15 protein-coding genes are annotated in these 15,366 nt (G+C 65.1%); 13 read left to right on the forward strand and 2 right to left on the reverse strand.

Translation table 11 applies throughout. The annotated features are described in order from the left end of the window. The first annotated feature begins 192 nt into the window (after nt 1-192). The gene (locus tag Q0O40_RS11500; protein ID WP_295529781.1) at nt 193-492 is read left to right on the forward strand and encodes a hypothetical protein; all 300 of its coding nucleotides are present in this window, start codon (nt 193-195) and stop codon (nt 490-492) included. On the opposite strand, the gene Q0O40_RS11505 is transcribed toward Q0O40_RS11500, so the two are convergent. Together Q0O40_RS11505 and Q0O40_RS11510 are read right to left on the reverse strand one after the other, a co-directional pair. After that, the gene (locus tag Q0O40_RS11505; RefSeq protein WP_295529784.1) at nt 434-1,306 is read right to left on the reverse strand and encodes a phosphatidylcholine/phosphatidylserine synthase; all 873 of its coding nucleotides are present in this window, start codon (nt 1,304-1,306) and stop codon (nt 434-436) included. The two genes, Q0O40_RS11500 and Q0O40_RS11505, sit on opposite strands and share 59 nt — an antisense overlap. Further along, nucleotides 1,303-2,052, reverse strand: coding sequence for a phosphatidylserine decarboxylase (locus tag Q0O40_RS11510; protein WP_295529787.1), 750 nt, complete (start codon nt 2,050-2,052; stop codon nt 1,303-1,305). The genes Q0O40_RS11505 and Q0O40_RS11510 overlap by 4 nt, the downstream gene beginning before the upstream one ends. 183 nt (nt 2,053-2,235) lie before the next feature. Between Q0O40_RS11510 and Q0O40_RS11515 the strand changes: the two genes are divergently transcribed. From Q0O40_RS11515 to Q0O40_RS11570, 12 genes are all read left to right on the forward strand, one after another. Then, the gene (locus tag Q0O40_RS11515; protein WP_295529790.1) at nt 2,236-3,159 is read left to right on the forward strand and encodes a hypothetical protein; all 924 of its coding nucleotides are present in this window, start codon (nt 2,236-2,238) and stop codon (nt 3,157-3,159) included. Between the two features lie 34 nt (nt 3,160-3,193). Then, nucleotides 3,194-3,667: a hypothetical protein gene (locus Q0O40_RS11520; protein ID WP_295529792.1), complete on the forward strand. Its 474-nt coding sequence runs from the start codon at nt 3,194-3,196 to the stop codon at nt 3,665-3,667. A 73-nt stretch (nt 3,668-3,740) separates the two neighbouring features. Then, complete coding sequence (locus Q0O40_RS11525; protein WP_295529795.1) at nt 3,741-4,802, forward strand: hypothetical protein; 1,062 nt, start codon at nt 3,741-3,743, stop codon at nt 4,800-4,802. A gap of 122 nt (nt 4,803-4,924) precedes the next feature. Beyond that, nucleotides 4,925-10,012, forward strand: coding sequence for a carboxypeptidase-like regulatory domain-containing protein (locus tag Q0O40_RS11530; protein ID WP_295529798.1), 5,088 nt, complete (start codon nt 4,925-4,927; stop codon nt 10,010-10,012). 112 nt (nt 10,013-10,124) lie between these two features. Next, nucleotides 10,125-10,658, forward strand: a complete 534-nt coding sequence (locus Q0O40_RS11535) for a DUF4402 domain-containing protein (protein WP_295529801.1) — start codon at nt 10,125-10,127, stop codon at nt 10,656-10,658. Further along, on the forward strand, nt 10,655-11,212 hold the full coding sequence (locus tag Q0O40_RS11540) for a DUF4402 domain-containing protein (protein WP_295529803.1): 558 nt from the start codon (nt 10,655-10,657) through the stop codon (nt 11,210-11,212). Before Q0O40_RS11535 ends, Q0O40_RS11540 begins: the two co-directional genes overlap by 4 nt. A 219-nt stretch (nt 11,213-11,431) precedes the next feature. Then, nucleotides 11,432-11,941 (forward strand): DUF4402 domain-containing protein, encoded by a 510-nt coding sequence (locus Q0O40_RS11545; RefSeq protein ID WP_295529806.1) that lies wholly within the window; start codon nt 11,432-11,434, stop codon nt 11,939-11,941. 106 nt (nt 11,942-12,047) lie between these two features. Continuing rightward, complete coding sequence (locus Q0O40_RS11550; protein WP_295529809.1) at nt 12,048-12,530, forward strand: DUF4402 domain-containing protein; 483 nt, start codon at nt 12,048-12,050, stop codon at nt 12,528-12,530. A gap of 199 nt (nt 12,531-12,729) precedes the next feature. Continuing rightward, nucleotides 12,730-13,227 (forward strand): DUF4402 domain-containing protein, encoded by a 498-nt coding sequence (locus Q0O40_RS11555; protein ID WP_295529812.1) that lies wholly within the window; start codon nt 12,730-12,732, stop codon nt 13,225-13,227. Nucleotides 13,228-13,292: 65 nt separating this feature from the next. Next, nucleotides 13,293-13,835, forward strand: coding sequence for a DUF4402 domain-containing protein (locus tag Q0O40_RS11560; RefSeq protein WP_295529814.1), 543 nt, complete (start codon nt 13,293-13,295; stop codon nt 13,833-13,835). Continuing rightward, a complete protein-coding gene (locus tag Q0O40_RS11565) occupies nt 13,832-14,362 on the forward strand; it encodes a DUF4402 domain-containing protein (protein WP_295529816.1) in 531 nt (176 codons plus the stop codon). Before Q0O40_RS11560 ends, Q0O40_RS11565 begins: the two co-directional genes overlap by 4 nt. Nucleotides 14,363-14,433: 71 nt before the next feature. Further along, on the forward strand, nt 14,434-15,366 hold a 933-nt coding region (locus Q0O40_RS11570; RefSeq protein WP_295529818.1), incomplete at its 3' end, for a hypothetical protein.

Genomic DNA, 15,366 nt, shown 5'->3' on the forward strand with positions numbered 1-15,366 from the left:
ATATACCCCGTTCGGCCTGACAGCGTAAGTGTAAATATTTATTGACACATAAAGTGTCCAATTTAGTTTACATAAATCTTATCGAAGTAATTAAGTATAAATACCCATGATTTGAATTTCCCCTCGTTGCAGGCCCAAATCTTGTTGAGCATCGTGCCAGCAAAATGGGCCGGATTGAAAGGCAGGCCATTCATGCTCACAGTTCTCGCTTCGCTTGTGATCGCAGGGGCTGGGGCCGCCGCGATCCTCGTCATTATTCTCACGGTACAGGCACAGTCTGCGGCAGTCCGGCAAGTGATTGCGGATTCGCGAGCGATTGCCCGGGACCGGGAGTTTCTGGTCTGCCTGATCAACGAAAGTGTCGGCGTTGCCGGGCCCAATGCGCCGCTTGACGCGGACCGCCTTCGCCCAGCCCTGCTGCCACAATGGACGTTCAGCCGCCGCTCGGATGCGGCTCGGCTCCAGCCCGCGCTGCTCTGCGAAGCCGCCTGACGCGGGCATAACGCATGACGCCTAGCGGCATCAGCGCGAGGTACACCACGCAGATCCCGACCAGCGTCAGCCAAGGTCCGGTGAGCAGCGCGGCAATCGCCAGCCCGACCAGCGCGATCAGTTCAAGCCGGATGCCCCGGCGCGGACGCAGCGAGGCCCAGCTCAGCGTCGCCAGGTTCGAGATCATCAGAAATGCGACCACCAGGCACCATGCGCCGACAACGATGGGCTCGCGCAGCTCGGCGCGTCCGCTGGCCATCCACAGGTAGATCGGTAGAAAGGCGAGGCCTGCGCCCGCCGGGGCAGGCACACCGGTGAAAAATCCGGCAAGCTTGTGCGGCTGCGGGGCCATGTCGATCTGCGCATTGAAGCGCGCCAGACGCAGCGCGCAGCAAACCGCCAGCGCGAGCGCGGGCAGCCAGCCCAGATGCGGCACCGCCTGCAGCGACCATAAATAAAGAATGAGCGCGGGCGCGACCCCGAACGCGATCACATCGGACAAGCTGTCCAGCTCGGCGCCGAAGCGCGATTCCGCCTTCATCAGCCGCGCCACCCGTCCGTCGATTCCATCGAGCACAGCGGCCAGGATCACCGCGAGCACCGCGCCCCGCCAATCGCCGCCAATGGCAAAGCGGATGCCCGTGAGCCCGCTGCACAGCGCCGCTGAGGTAATGGCATTGGGCACCATCGCGCGCAAAGTCAGCCCGCGCGGCAGGAGTATCCGCGGATTGTCCTCGGCGGCCTGTTCGCTTCTGTGACTGATGCCTTCGCCGCTGGCCAGTGGTTCACGATCCGCCGCAGGCGGGATGCTCATTGGCGCACGCCATCGATCATCAAGGTCTGGCCCAATTCGGCCAGCACCGTCTCGCCCGCCAGAACCCGCTGTCCCATGATCACCCGCGGCTCGGTCCCTTCGGGCAGATAGATGTCGACCCTGCTGCCAAAGCGGATCAGACCGATCCGCTGGCCGCCTGCGACCATATCGCCCGCCTTGACAAACGGAATGATCCGCCGCGCGATCAGCCCGGCAATCTGGGTAAAACCGATCTGCACGCCGTCGCCGCGTTCGACGAGGAAATGCTGGCGCTCATTCTCTTCGCTCGCCTTATCGAGATCGGCGTTGAGAAACTTGCCGGGGATATAGACAACGCGCTTGATCGTGCCGCCGATCGGGGTGCGATTGATATGCACGTCGAACACCGACATGAAAATCGAAACCCGCGTCTGCGGCGCACCGCTCAGGCCCCGCGCCCCGTTGCCATCGTCCGCGATCAATTCGCGCGGCGGGGCTAATTTGACAATCTGCGTGATGAGGCCATCGGCCGGCGCGACGATGAATTTCGTATCGCGCGGCGTTACGCGCTCCGGATCGCGGAAGAACGCCAGAATGAATACGGTGAGCGCGGCCAGCGGCCACGCGGCCGTCTGGCCGAAGATCAGCGCCGCGATCAGGCAAAGCCCACCAGACAGCGCGGCAAACTTGCGGCCTTCGGGGTGGATCGCGGGCCAGGTGAAACCAGCGCTGCCGCGCCCATGATTGTCTAGAATTTCTCCGGCCATAGTGAGGCATCTAGGCGCTGATGCCCGCCATCACAAGCGCGCGCGGGGGCATAACGCCGCAAAAGGCGCAGCGTGCATGGCTTACGAGATGTTAACCGCGCCATGCGATTAGCGCTGCGTATGAACACGTATCAAAACCTTTCTCGCCGGGCCCTGTGCATCGCTGGATGCGCTCTGGCTTCCTTGTCCATCAGCGATGCCGCGCATGCCGCAGGCGTGCTGGCCGGCACGCTGATCGAAAACACCGCGACCGCAACTTACAAATCGGGCGCCGCGACGGCTTCGGTGACGTCGAACAAAGTTACGGTCAAAGTCGACGAGTTGCTCGATGTGGCCGTTACCACGCTGAGCACCGCGCCCGCCGTCGCCAGAAGCGACCCGGCGGTGCTGGTCTATTCGGTCACCAACAGCGGCAACGGCCCTGAAGCCTTCGACCTCGCTGCCGATCCGCAGGTCGCCGGCAATGCCTTTGATGGCACCATCACGCAGCTGGCGCTCGATACCAACGACAACGGAATTTACGAAGCCGGCATCGATACGGTGCTGGGCGCCGGGGCCGCAACCCCGGCGCTGGCCCCGGATCGCAGCATCAAGGTCTTTGTGCTGGTGACGGCGCCGGCCGGGGCCACCGATGCCCAGACCAGCCAGGTCCGCCTGACCGCGCTGGCAGCCACGGGCACTGGCACGCCGGGCAACAGCTTCAGCGGCCAAGGCGAAGGCGGCGGTGATGCGGTGGTGGGCCTGACTTCGGCCTCGGCAAACTCGCTCGCCTCGCTGATCGCCAGCCTCGCTGCTGTCACCCTGACCAAGACCGCAGCCATCACTGACCAGTTCAACACGGCCAAGCCCGTTCCCGGGGCGACCGTGACCTATACGCTGAGCGCCAAGGTCACTGGCACGGGCACGGTCGAGGGACTGCACATCATCGACGGCATTCCGGCGGGCACAACCTACCTGCCCGGATCGCTCAAACTCGGCACCAGCGCGCTGAGCGATGCGAACGACACCGACGCCGGCACAGCCAGCGCGGCGGGGATCGACGTCACCCTGCCCACCCTCGCAGGCGGGACCACCAGCGATGTCAGCTTCACTGTCACGATCAACTGATCCTTTGTCACCCGTTCGCACAGGAAATCCTGCCATGAAAGCCACCTTCCTCGCCGCCGTACTTGCTCTCGGGCTGCTTTCCGGCCCGGTTTACGCCGCAGCCAATCCCAGCGCGGTCGCGCTCACCGGCAGCGTCCAGCTTGAAAAGACCGTCACGGTGGACGGTACATCGCGGATCGAACTGGTCGAACCCAAAGTGGTCGTGCCCGGCGACCGGCTGCTCTTCACCACCAGCTATCGCAACGACAGCGCGGCGGCTGTGACCGATTTCGTGGTCACCAACCCGGTGCCCGGCGCCGTGGTGGTGTCGCCCGATGCGCTGAACTCGGTCGAGGTCTCGGTCGATGGCGGCAAGACCTGGGGCCTGATCGCCGCGCTCAAAGTTGCCGATGGCAAGGGCGGCCTGCGCGCCGCGCTCGCCGCGGACGCCACGCATCTGCGCTGGACCATCCCGAGCATCGCGCCGGGAGCGTCAGGCAAGGTTGAATATCACGCAATCGTCCGCTGACCGGCGGAAGAAAACGGGCCGCCTGCGCCTGAAGGCGGCTTGATCAAAAAAGGGCAATCCAGTGGAGCACATCATGACTTATCGCAGCAAGCTGCTGGGTGCGGCGGGCTTTTTCGCCCTCACCGTTCTTGGCACCAATACAGCCTTCGCCGCCGGCACCACCGCCGGTGCGACCATCACCAACAATGTCTCGGTTTCCTTTCAAGTCGGCGGCATCAGCCAGACCGGCACGACCGCTTCGGACACCCTCACGGTTGACCGCAAGATCAACCTGACCGTTGCCGAAGTCGGCAGCACGACGACTGTCGTCACCCCGGGCGCCACCAGCCAGGTGACCAGCTTCACCGTAACCAACACCTCGAACGCGGTGCTCGATTTCACGCTCGCCGCAGCCCAGCAGACGGGCGGCGCTGGTGCGCATGCGAACACCGATTCGTTCAACGTGACCAACATCCGAATTTTCCGCGATGCCAATGCCAACGGCAATTATGACGCAGGGACCGACACACTCGTCACTTACGTCGATGAACTGGGCGCTGACCAATCCGCCACCTTGTTCGTCGTCGCCGACGTGCCATTGGCGCTGGCCAACGGTTCGGTCGCAGCGGTCACGCTGACCGCAACCGGCCGCGAAGGCGGCACATCGGGCAGCCAGGGTGCAGCGCTGGTTCAGACCACGGGCGCGAACACCGCCGCGATGGATACCGTCTTTGCCGACCTTGCAGGCGCGACCGATGCGGCGCGCGATGCAGCGTTCTCGGCCAAGGACGACTACACCATCTCGGCAGCGACGCTGAGCGCGGTCAAGACCTCGAAGATCATCAGCGATCCGATCAATGGCACGACCAACCCGAAGATGATCCCGGGCGCGACGATCCAGTATTGCATCGCGATCACCAACGCGGCGGGCACCAGCGCCACCGCGACGTCTGTCACCGTGAGCGATCCGATCCCCTCTGACCTGGCCTATGACGCCGCTTTCGGGGTCAAGACCAACGGCACGGTCACTTCGGGCAATTGCAACGCCGATACGACCGGCACCGGCACTCAGGCAGCGGGCACGGTCACCGGCACGATCGCATCGATTGCAGCGGGCGAAACCAAGACGGTCCTGTTCCAAGCCACGATCGATTGATCGGGGCTTAGGCGGCCACACCCCGAGCAATCGGGGATTCGGGACAGCGGCAGGCGGCGGCGACCTTATGGGATGCTGCCGCCCCACCCCCCTTTGTTTCTGCTTTCGCGAAGAATGATGCCATGTTGGGCTTGAGGAACATATTCTGGGCGAAGGCCGCGCTGCTGTTTGCAGCGCTGCTGGTCGTGACAGGTGTTCCTGCCCGGGCGAAGACCATCTCGAACACGGCCACCGCGCACTGGACGCTCGCTGGCCGAGATATCACCGCAACCTCGAACACCGTGCAATTCGAGGTGATCAGCGACGCGGCGCATATTGCCGTGCTGCCGCCGCTTTCGGGCGGCGATACCCGCGAGATTCTCGGCGGATCTTGCGGCGGGAAGCCGCTCGCACCTGCCAAAACCGATCTTGCCGCGCTCAGCGCCGGCAACACCTCGTCAATTTCCAGCATCATTGTCGGCCAGCCGGTGATTTTTCGCCTCGTGCTCGCCTCCGTGCTGCTCGATCCGGCCAAATTCGATAGCCTTGAGGTCACAATGACCTCGGCCAGCGGTGATAGCGAGAACATCACCGTGTTCGAAACGGCGGCGGACAGCGGCATTTTTCTGGGGGCGATCCCGACCAGCGCGATCCCGCCATCGCCGGCGGGCGGCGATTGCCGCCTCAGCGTCTCGCCCGGCGATAAAGTGACCATCGACTATCGCGGCCAGACCGGCAGCGGCACGGTCGCGTCTGCTGCGGTCGATGTGCTGGCCGATCCGTTTGGCCTGGTGTTCGATTCCGAAGACGGCACGCCGGTCGATGGTGCGCGCGTCACGCTGATCGATGTGGCCACCGGACAGCCCGCCAGAGTCTTCGCCGATGACGGCGTAACCCCTTGGCCTTCAACGGTAATTACCGGACAGGCGGTGGTCGATGGCGGAGGCACGATCTGGCCGATGCCGGTCGGCGAATACCGCTTTCCGCTTGCCGCGCTCGGCACTTATCGTCTGGAGGTCGAACCACCCGGGCCCTACTTGGCGCCATCGACGCGGACCCCGACAGAATTTGACGGCCTGACCCGGCCCGATGGAGGCGATCTGGTGATCGTCCCTGCCTCGTTCGGCGGCTCGCTCACCCTCAATTCGCCCGCCCCGGTGCGGGTCGACATTCCGGTGGACAGGCCCCCGGTCGCGGTCTCGCTTTCCAAAACTGCCTCGCGCCAGGTTGCCCAGCCTGGCGATGCGGTTTTCTTCAAAGTCATCGTGCGCAATCCCGACGCTGGCCGTGCCAAGCGCCGGGTTGTGCTGGTTGATAAGCCCGCGCCGACTTCGCGCCTGCGCAAGAGCTCGATCAGGGTCGATGGCGTGCGGGCGAGCGACGAGATGGTCACAATTGCGCCAGATGGACGCAGTTTCTCCATCCTTTTGGGCACCATCGCACCCTCGGCGCTGCGCACGGTGACGTATGCCATGACCGTTCGGCCAAATGCGCCGCCCGGTCAGGCAGTAAACCGCGCCGAGGCGACAGATTCGCGCGGGCTTACCGCGATTGCCAGCGCCGCTGTGCGCATCGAACGCGATAATCTGGCCTCGACGATGACCTTGATCGGCCGGATCACGCTGGGCGATTGCACCGTTTCCGGCAAGCGGCCCACTGGCAAGCAACCGGGCCTTGGCGGGGTGCGGCTGGTGCTCGAAGACGGCAGCTTCGCGGTGACCGATGCCGAAGGGCGCTACCACTTCGAAGGGCTCGCGCCCGGCACGCATGTGGTTGAAGCACAACAATCTTCGCTGCCCGAAGGCGGCGAATTCCGCGATTGTACGCGCTCCACGCGCAGCGCGGGGAGCGCCGCATCGCGGTTTGTGATCGGCCAGGGCGGCAGTCTGGTGGTCGCCAATTTTGCAGCCACGGTGCCCGCCGAAGCCCTGGCGGCGGCAAAGCCGGCCCCTGCCGAGCCCGACAGCGACCGCGCCGCAGCGGGCGGGGACACCGATTGGCTGGCGCAAGGCGATGGGCCCACCGAGATCCTGTTCCCCAGCGCTGATTACAATCCGCGCGCGCCCACGCAGCGCCTCGTTATCCGCCATCGCAAGGGCCAAACGGTGACGATCAAGTCGAACGGCAAGCCGGTCGACAAGCTGGCCTTCGAAGGCGCGCGCTCTGGGGCGGGCGGCTATGCGGTCAGCATCTGGCGCGGGCTTCCGCTAAGCGGCGAGGAAACGCGGTTCGACGCCGAAGTGCACGATGCCGATGGCAAACTGGCGCAAACCCTGACGCGGACGGTGCATTTCACCTCGATCCCGGCGCGAGTCGAACTGGTGCCTGAACTGTCGCGGCTGGTCGCCGATGGCAGCTCGCGGCCGGTGATCGCGGTGCGCGTGCTGGATCGCGCAGGCCACCCTATGCACGCCGGGATTTCCGGTCCATTCGCGCTTTCTGCACCTTATGAAAGCGCCGCTGCGCTCGATGCCCTGCAAAACCGCATGCTGGCGGGGCTGGACCGCGCAGCGCCAACGTGGACCGTCAAAGGCGATCAAGGCATCGCGCTGATCGAGCTTGCGCCCACGCTGGTCAGCGGTCAGCTGGACCTCACCTTCGCCTTCACCGACCGCGAGGTGAAGCGCAGCCAGGTGCTGGAGGCATGGATTGTCCCGGGCAAACAGAAATGGACGCTGGTCGGCCTTGCCGAAGGCGCGATCGGGTCGCAGTCGATTGCCGACCTGATGCAGCGCAGCGACCGGTTCGACAGCGATCTGGGCAAGCATGCGCGCGTCGCCTTCTATGCCAAGGGCCGCGTTCTGGGCAAACTGCTCGCCACAGTCGCCTATGACAGCGCCAAGCAACGCGCCGATCAGCGCCTGCTCGGCGGGCTCGATCCGCGCGCTTACTACACCGTGTTTGCCGATGGTTCGGACCTGCGGTTCGATGCCGCCAGCGTCGAAAAGCTCTATGTGCGCATCGAAAGCTCCAAAGTCCGCGCGCTCTATGGCGATTTTGCGACCGATTTTGCGCATAGCCAGCTTGGCCGCTACCAGCGCACGATGACCGGAGTGAAGGCCGAGGCACGCCTTGGCGCGGTCCGCACCGAAGGGTTCGCCGCCAAAGTCGCCACCACCCGCCGGCGCGATCAGATCCCCGGCGGCGGCCTCAGCGGGCCCTATCCGCTGTCCTCCCGCGCGATCGTGCCCAATAGCGAGACCGTAACGATCGAAGTACGCGACCGTTTCCGTTCGGAACTTGTGCTGAAAAGCGAGATTCTGTCGCGCTTTCTCGATTATGACATCGACCTGCTTTCGGGCACGATCACCTTCAAACGGCCGGTGATGAGCCGCGACGCCAATCTCAATCCGCAGACCATCGTGGTCGAATACGAAGTCGACACGCTGAACGGCGGCGCATGGAACGCGGGCGCGCGCGCCGAATGGCGCAGCGCCAAGCAAAACGTGCGGATCGGCGCCACTGCCATCACCGATGCCTCGGCCAGCGACCGCAGCGCGATCACGCGCACCAATCTGGCCGCCATCGACGGCAAAGTGCTGCTCGGCACCACCACGGAACTGCGCGCCGAAGTCGCGGTCAGCAAAGGTGGCGGCGGCGGCGCGGCGAAATCGGCGTGGCTGATCGAGGCCGAACATCACGATACCAAGCTCGATGTTCTGGCTTATGTGCGATCGCTCGATGCCAATTTCGGGCTGGGCCAGGTCAGCGTGGGCGAACTGGGCCGCCGCAAGGCCGGGATCGACGGCCGCTACCGGCTAAGCGAGGCGTTCTCCCTGGGGGCCAGCGCCTGGTTCGACAGCTCGCTCAGCGATCCTTCGAACCGCAAGGCGGTGCAGCTCACCACCATCTGGAACACTAAGGGGACCGAAGCGCGGCTTGGGCTGGCGCGCTATGACGAGCACCGCGCCGCTGGCACCGGAACTGGCAGCGGGGGAAGCACCACGCTGATCGAGGCGGGCGTCACCAAGCGCCTGTTCGACAATCGGCTGGAGCTGAGTGCGGCAGGCAGCGTCGCGCTGGGCAGTTCAGAAGCGTCGACGTATCAGCCGCCGCGCTTCCGCTTTGGCGGGCGCTTTGCGATTACCCCGGATATCCGGCTGATCGGCGACTACGAGATCGCCAAGGGCGCGCGCGGGGATTCGCGTACGCTTCGCGCCGGGCTGGAAGTGGCCCCGTGGACCGGCGCGAAAATCGCGCTCGGCGCTGGCCAGCAATCGATCAGCGAGCCGGCGATCAGCGAACAGGGCAAGCGGGCCTTTGCCAGCTATGGCCTGGCGCAGTCGCTACCCATCGGCAAGCATCTGACGATTGATGCCACAATCGATGGCAACCGGGTGATCGGCGGGCGCAGCGCCTTTGCAAATGCCGCGACCGCCACCGTTGGCGCGGCCTCCACCGCCTCGATTGCCGAAGATTTCACCGCGTTCACCCTCGGGGGGACATGGCGCTCGGGCCGCTGGAGCGCCACAACGCGCGGCGAGCTGCGCAGCGGCGAGTTGAACCGGCGCAAGGGCATGACTTTCGGCGTTATCCGGCAATTGGGCGAAGGCAGCGTTGTGGGCGGCGCGGCCAGTTGGACCACCGCGCGCGACACCGGCGGCGCGCAGAGCGAAACCGCCAGCGCCGCAATTTCCATCGCGCACCGCCCGGCGACCGCGCCGTTCGCGTTCCTCGCCAAGCTTGAGTTCCGCAGCGATGTGGTGCGCGCTGGGGCCTTGCCAGCAAATGATCAGGTCGCCGGCGATCTTGGCCCCACTGGGGGCGGCGCGCTCACGGTCGATGGCAATGCCCGCTCGCGCCGCATTGTCGGCAGCGTTTCGGCCGATTGGGCCCCCACCGGCCGCGTCGACGGCGCGATGGTTCAGCGCAGCGAGGTCAGCGTGTTCCTTGCCGCGCGGCATAACCTTGACCGGTTCGAAGGCTATAACCTTGCCGGCACGACGGTGCTGGCCGGGGTGGACGCGCGGATCGGCATTGGCGAGCGCGTTGAAATCGGCGGCACCGCCACCGTGCGCCGCAGTCTCTCCGATGGCACCACATCGTTTGCGGCGGGTCCGCAAATCGGCTTCACGCCAGCGAAGAACATGCTGGTGACGGTGGGCTACAACGTCACCGGATTTCGCGACCGCGACTTTGGTGCCGCGCGCACCACGGGCAAGGGGGTGTTCACCACGGTGCGCCTGAAGTTCGACAGCCAGTCGCTCGGTTTCCTTGGCCTAGGACGCTAAGACGGCGATAGCGCGTCGCTTAGGCGGCGCATCTGTGGTTAAAGTTCCGCTACGGGACAACCACCAGCAGCACAGGGTTGCCCTCTTCACCCTTCTCGTCCTAGCATGACGTATGCGTTATCGTTCGCTCATCGGGCTGGCAGGTGCGGCATTGCTGGTGCCAGCCGCGCAGGCCGCCGCGCCGACGATCAGCGTGCGCGCCGAGCAAGACTTGCGCTTCGGCACCTTTTTCACCGACACAGCGGGCACAAGGACCGTGAGCGCGACCGGCGCGGTCACTGGCACGGCCATTGTCCCGGTGGGGGCCAACACCGCCGGCCCAGCGCAGTTCACCATCACGTACGACCGCGGGAACAACGCCAACCGGACGTATGCGCTGCAAGTGCAGCTGATCATGACCGGCGTTTCGCTGAAGGTCGGCGGCGTCACCGGGGTCCTTTCCAGCTTTGACACCGATCTGCCCGGGGTCGGCACGCTGCTGCCGGGGCAGGCTGCGGTGTTCACGATCAATGGTTGCCGCCGCCAGATCTGCACCCAGACCTTCCGCGTTGGCGGCAGACTGGACGTCACCCGCGCCAACGGCGGCGCAGCGCTGGCGCTCGCGCTGCCGCTGACCGTGGTGCTGATCGCCGAAGTGCCCGCATGATCCGCGCGGCGGTCCTTGCCGGGCTGATCGCGGCGAGCTTCGTGCCGGTAGCCGCATGGGCCGCCAGCGCGCAAGGGCAGGCGGAGGCGACCATCATCGAGCCGCTGGTGGTCACGCGTCTTAGCGATCTCGATTTCGGCACCGTCACGCTCGCCCCCGGCACCACCGGCAGCGTGACGATCGACCCGGCGAGCGGCGTGCGCTTTGGCGGCGGGGCGAGCGCGGCGTGCCTCTCCGGCGGGGACGGCTGCGCGGTGGCGCACGCCTCGCGCTTTGCCGTGCGCGGCGAGGCCGGGCGCGATTATGCCGTAAGCGCGCCCGCAGGGCTCATGGCCTCGGGCACTTTGCTCGATGGTTCGCCCGGCATAGCGCCCGATTTGGCGATCGCATCGATCCGGGTGCGCACCCATAGCCGCCCAAACAGCGGCGTTTCGGGCACGCTGGATGGCAACGGGCGCGATATTTTTGATATCGGCGGCGCGTTGATCGTGCCTGCGGGAACCCCTGCGGCGCGCTACCGGGCAATCCTGCCGGTGATCGTTACGTATAGTTAGCCTGCAAAAACATTCGTTTACGATTGGTGAGCGATCCCGCCTCGCACCATGGCTGCGCCGGCTTGCGGGAGTGCGGAGTGGTTACGAATCATTAACCATAGAGACCCTAGTAAAACTGCGTAACGAGGGCCTCGTCCGAGGCTGAAACTCCGTTGCACGGACATTGGCTGGCTTTCCGATCCACGCGGCCGGGAAGCGGGCCTTTTAGGGAGCAAACGCATGAACAAGATCCTTTTGACCTCGGCCATGGCCCTAGTTTCGGCCACGGTTGCAGCCTCGCCGGCTTTGGCCGCTCCGGGCAACACCGCGACCGCCACGGGCACCGCCACGGCCGTGATCGTCGCACCGATTACGCTGAACCACCCGGCTACCGCCGCGCTCGGCTTCGGCCGCTTCACCACGGGCCTGGGCGGCAGCGTGGTCGTCTCTTCGGCGGGCGTCGGTTCGGTCACTGGCGAAGTGACGCTGGTCCCCGGTTCGACCAATTCGGCCGATTCCTTCACCGTGGCAGGCGATGCCAGCCGTTCGTTCTCGATTGCCACCACCGGGGGCAACGTAACCTCGGGCGCGACCAGCATGCCGTTCACCACCGCCGCTTCGGCAACGACGCTGTCGCTGAGCACAACGGGCGCAGCCAACTTCACCGTGGGCGGGACGCTGACGGTTTCCGGCACGGCTCCGGCGGGTTCGTACACCGGCAGCTACACCGCCACCGTGACCTACAACTGATCGAACAGGGATGCTGATTGCCGCGCGAAACCGCGGCAATCAGCACCGATTCAGCAAATCGGGTATGACGATGGTTCAGAATCTTCCTCGCCTTGCGGTTGCAGCAATGCTTCTCTTCGCGCCGGCTTTGGCGCAGGCCGCGCCCGGTAACACCAGATCGGTTTCGGGCACGGCAACCGCCGCGATCATCCGGCCGATTGCCATTGTCGCCGTCGCCAGCTTGCGCTTTGGCGTGATCGCCCGGCCTTCGACCGCCGGGACATTGACCGTCAGCACCACCGGCGCGGTTTCGACCACTGGCGGGGTGACTGGTTCGAACGCGATCAACCAGGGCGCGCTGGCGGCGCGCACGGGCACCTTCCGCGTGACAGGCGATCCCGGGCGATCGTTTGTGGTGGTTCTGCCGCCCACGGCCACGGTCACGACGTCGGCAGGATCGATGAACATCAGCCTGTTCACGGTAGGCGCACTCCCCGGATCGACGAGTGGCACCCTCGACATTGCGGTCGGCGGCACATTGTCGGTGAGCGCCGCGCAAACTCCCGGCGCTTATAGCGGAACCTACCGGATTACGGCGACCTACCAGTAAACCGCATGCAGTCTTCCCAGATACGGGAGCACAATTTAAAAACTAATGATCTTAAATACTCTTTAATCTGCGATTAACCACGTTCCTTAAGGATCAAATACGTATTTTTCCGTAAGTAGAGACGTCCGTAGACCACGCGGATGTCTGCTTCTCCGAGATCGGGAAATCGACGGAGCGGCCCTATTTCGGGAAGAATCGCATGAAAAAGCTTATCCTCGCATCTGCCATCGCCATCGCCATCGCTTCGCCCGCATTTGCAGCACCGGGCAACACCTCGACCGCCACGGGCACAGCCACGGCGACGATCGTTTCGCCGATCACCCTCACCCACACCTCGGGCGCTGCGCTCGGCTTCGGTCGCTTCACCACCGGCAACGGCGGCAGCGTGACCGTTTCGCCCGCTGGCACCGGCTCGGTGACCGGCGAAGTGACCTTCGTCCCCGGTTCGACCAATGCAGCTGACGCCTTCACCGTCACGGGCGACGCCAGCCGTGCGTTCTCGATCGCTACGACCGGCGGCACGGTCTCGGCCGCAGGCACCAGCATGCCCTTCACCACGACCGCTTCGGCTGCCAGCGACACGCTGAGCGCTGGTGGCACGGCAAGCTTCACCGTTGGCGGCACCTTGACGGTCGCCGGCACCGAAGCCGCTGGTGCATACACCGGCACCTTCACCGCCACTGTCACCTACAACTGATCGCGAAAATGCGCCGGCCGTCGCCAAACGGGAGGCGACCGGCGCACTTTCAGCACAGAGTGACCATGAAAATGTTTCCAGTTCAGTTGTTCAGGGCCGCGCTTATGGCGGCGCTGGCGATGGCGCCTGCCATGGCCAGCGCGGCACCGGGCAACGGTTCCAGCACGCCCGGCGCGGCGCAAGCCATGGTCGTGCGGCCCATCCGCATCGTCGCGGTCAATGCGCTGCGCTTCGGCCAGATCGCTCGCCCCACGACGGCGGGCACGATCGTCATGAGCCCGCTGGGCGTAATCACGGCGACCGGAGGGTTGCTGCCCAGCACCGCCATCGTGCAAAACATAGCGCGCGGCCCAGGCAGTTTCATGATTACTGGCGACCCCAACCGCCTGTTCCGGCTGACTTTGCCAACCCGCAATATCACCCTGCGCTCAGGAACGCGGACAATCCGCATGAGCGCGATGCGCAGCACCAACTGGGTTTCGGGCAACCCGCGCTTCGATGCCGCAGGAGAATTTCCGCTGTTTATCGGCGCGACGCTCAACCTTCGGGCGAACCAAGGCGTCGGCACTTATACGGGCACTTACACCGCGACGGTGGTTTATCAGTGAACCTCCAACGCCGCTGGATTGGACAACTGATCGCGGCGATGATGCTGGTGCCCGGCATGGCCAACGCGGCCCCCGGGGATAGTTCGAGCCAAGCGGGCGCGGCGCAAGCCACCATCGTAGGGCCGCTGCGCATAGTCGCGGTGGATGCGCTGAACTTTGGACAGATCGCGCGTCCGAGCACGCTCGGCACCATCGTGATGAGCCCCCAGGGCGTGATCACGGCGACTGGCGGCTTGCTTCCCAGCACGGCCATCGTTCAAACCATTTCGCGCGGCCCGGGCAGCTTCACCATCACCGGCGACCCAAATCGCGCCTTCCGGCTGGTCTTGCCCATCGGCGCCCTCATCTTGCGTTCGGGAACGAATATTCTGCGTATCAGCGCGATGCGCAGCAACATTACGGGAACGCCAAGCCTCAGCGCGGCGGGCAGCTTTGCCTTGACCGTCGGCGCCACTCTCCACCTCGGCGCCAACCAGGCAATCGGAACATATTCAGGCACTTACACCGCAACTGTGGTTTATCAGTAAGCGCTCATTGCCAGCGAATCAGGGAAAATACATAAGTCATTCTACGGATAGCCGCGGAATGGGATTTCCCTTTGAAAAACAATCGAAAATCGGTGCTTTGTCACTCCGGCTGGGTCGCGCTCGCCTTGGCGGCAACTTTGCTTGGCGGGGCCAACCTTGCGCGCGCGCAGCAGCCTGCCGCCGGGCTGCCAGCGGAACCTGAGGCCGAGCCCGCAGGCGACCAGGCAGCCGACCCCGCCGCCGAGGCCCCCGCCCCCGCCGCGCTGCCTGCGGGATCGATCGGCGGCATGGGCGATATCAATCTTTTCCCCAAGCGCGTGGTGATCGATGATCGCCAGCGGCTGGCCAATCTGGGCCTTTACAACCGCGCCGTCGCGACCGGCGAATATGAGATCACGGTGGCGGACATGGCGATGCAGCCCGATGGCCGTCTGGTCGAACTGGCATCGATCACCGATCCGGCGGCGCGCGCGCTGATCAAGCCGGCGAGCGGCTTTCTGCGTTGGTCGCCCCGGCGCGTCTCGCTTCCCGGCAGCGAGGCGCAGATGGTGCGGATCATGGCGCGGGTTCCGCCCGAATTGCCGCCAGGCGAATATCGCTCGCACTTCACTGTCGTCTCGGTCCCGCCCGAAACCGGCGGGACCAGCATCGACGAGGCAAGCGGCGCGGAGAGCGCGGACGGGATCGGCGTGCGCATCGTGCCGCGCTTTGGCATCTCGATCCCGGTGATCGTGCGCGTGGGGCAAACCACGCTGAACGTCGGCCTCAAGGATTTCGCCATGATCGCGCAGCCGGGCGGCGGCCGCGTCTTGAGCTTCAAGATCACCCGCGAGGGCTCGCGCTCCGCTTTTGGCGACATCACAATCACCGCGCCAGGGGCCAAAAAGCCTGTCGGCGAGATCAAGGGGATTGGCGTCTACACCGAAATTGCCGAGCGCAGCGTGGAGATCGTGCTCGATCCGGCCGCTGAACCGCGCGTGCTGGCGCGCGGCGCGCGGCTCTCG

This window comes from Novosphingobium sp. Chol11, assembly GCF_945870625.1.
GTDB lineage: Bacteria > Pseudomonadota > Alphaproteobacteria > Sphingomonadales > Sphingomonadaceae > Novosphingobium.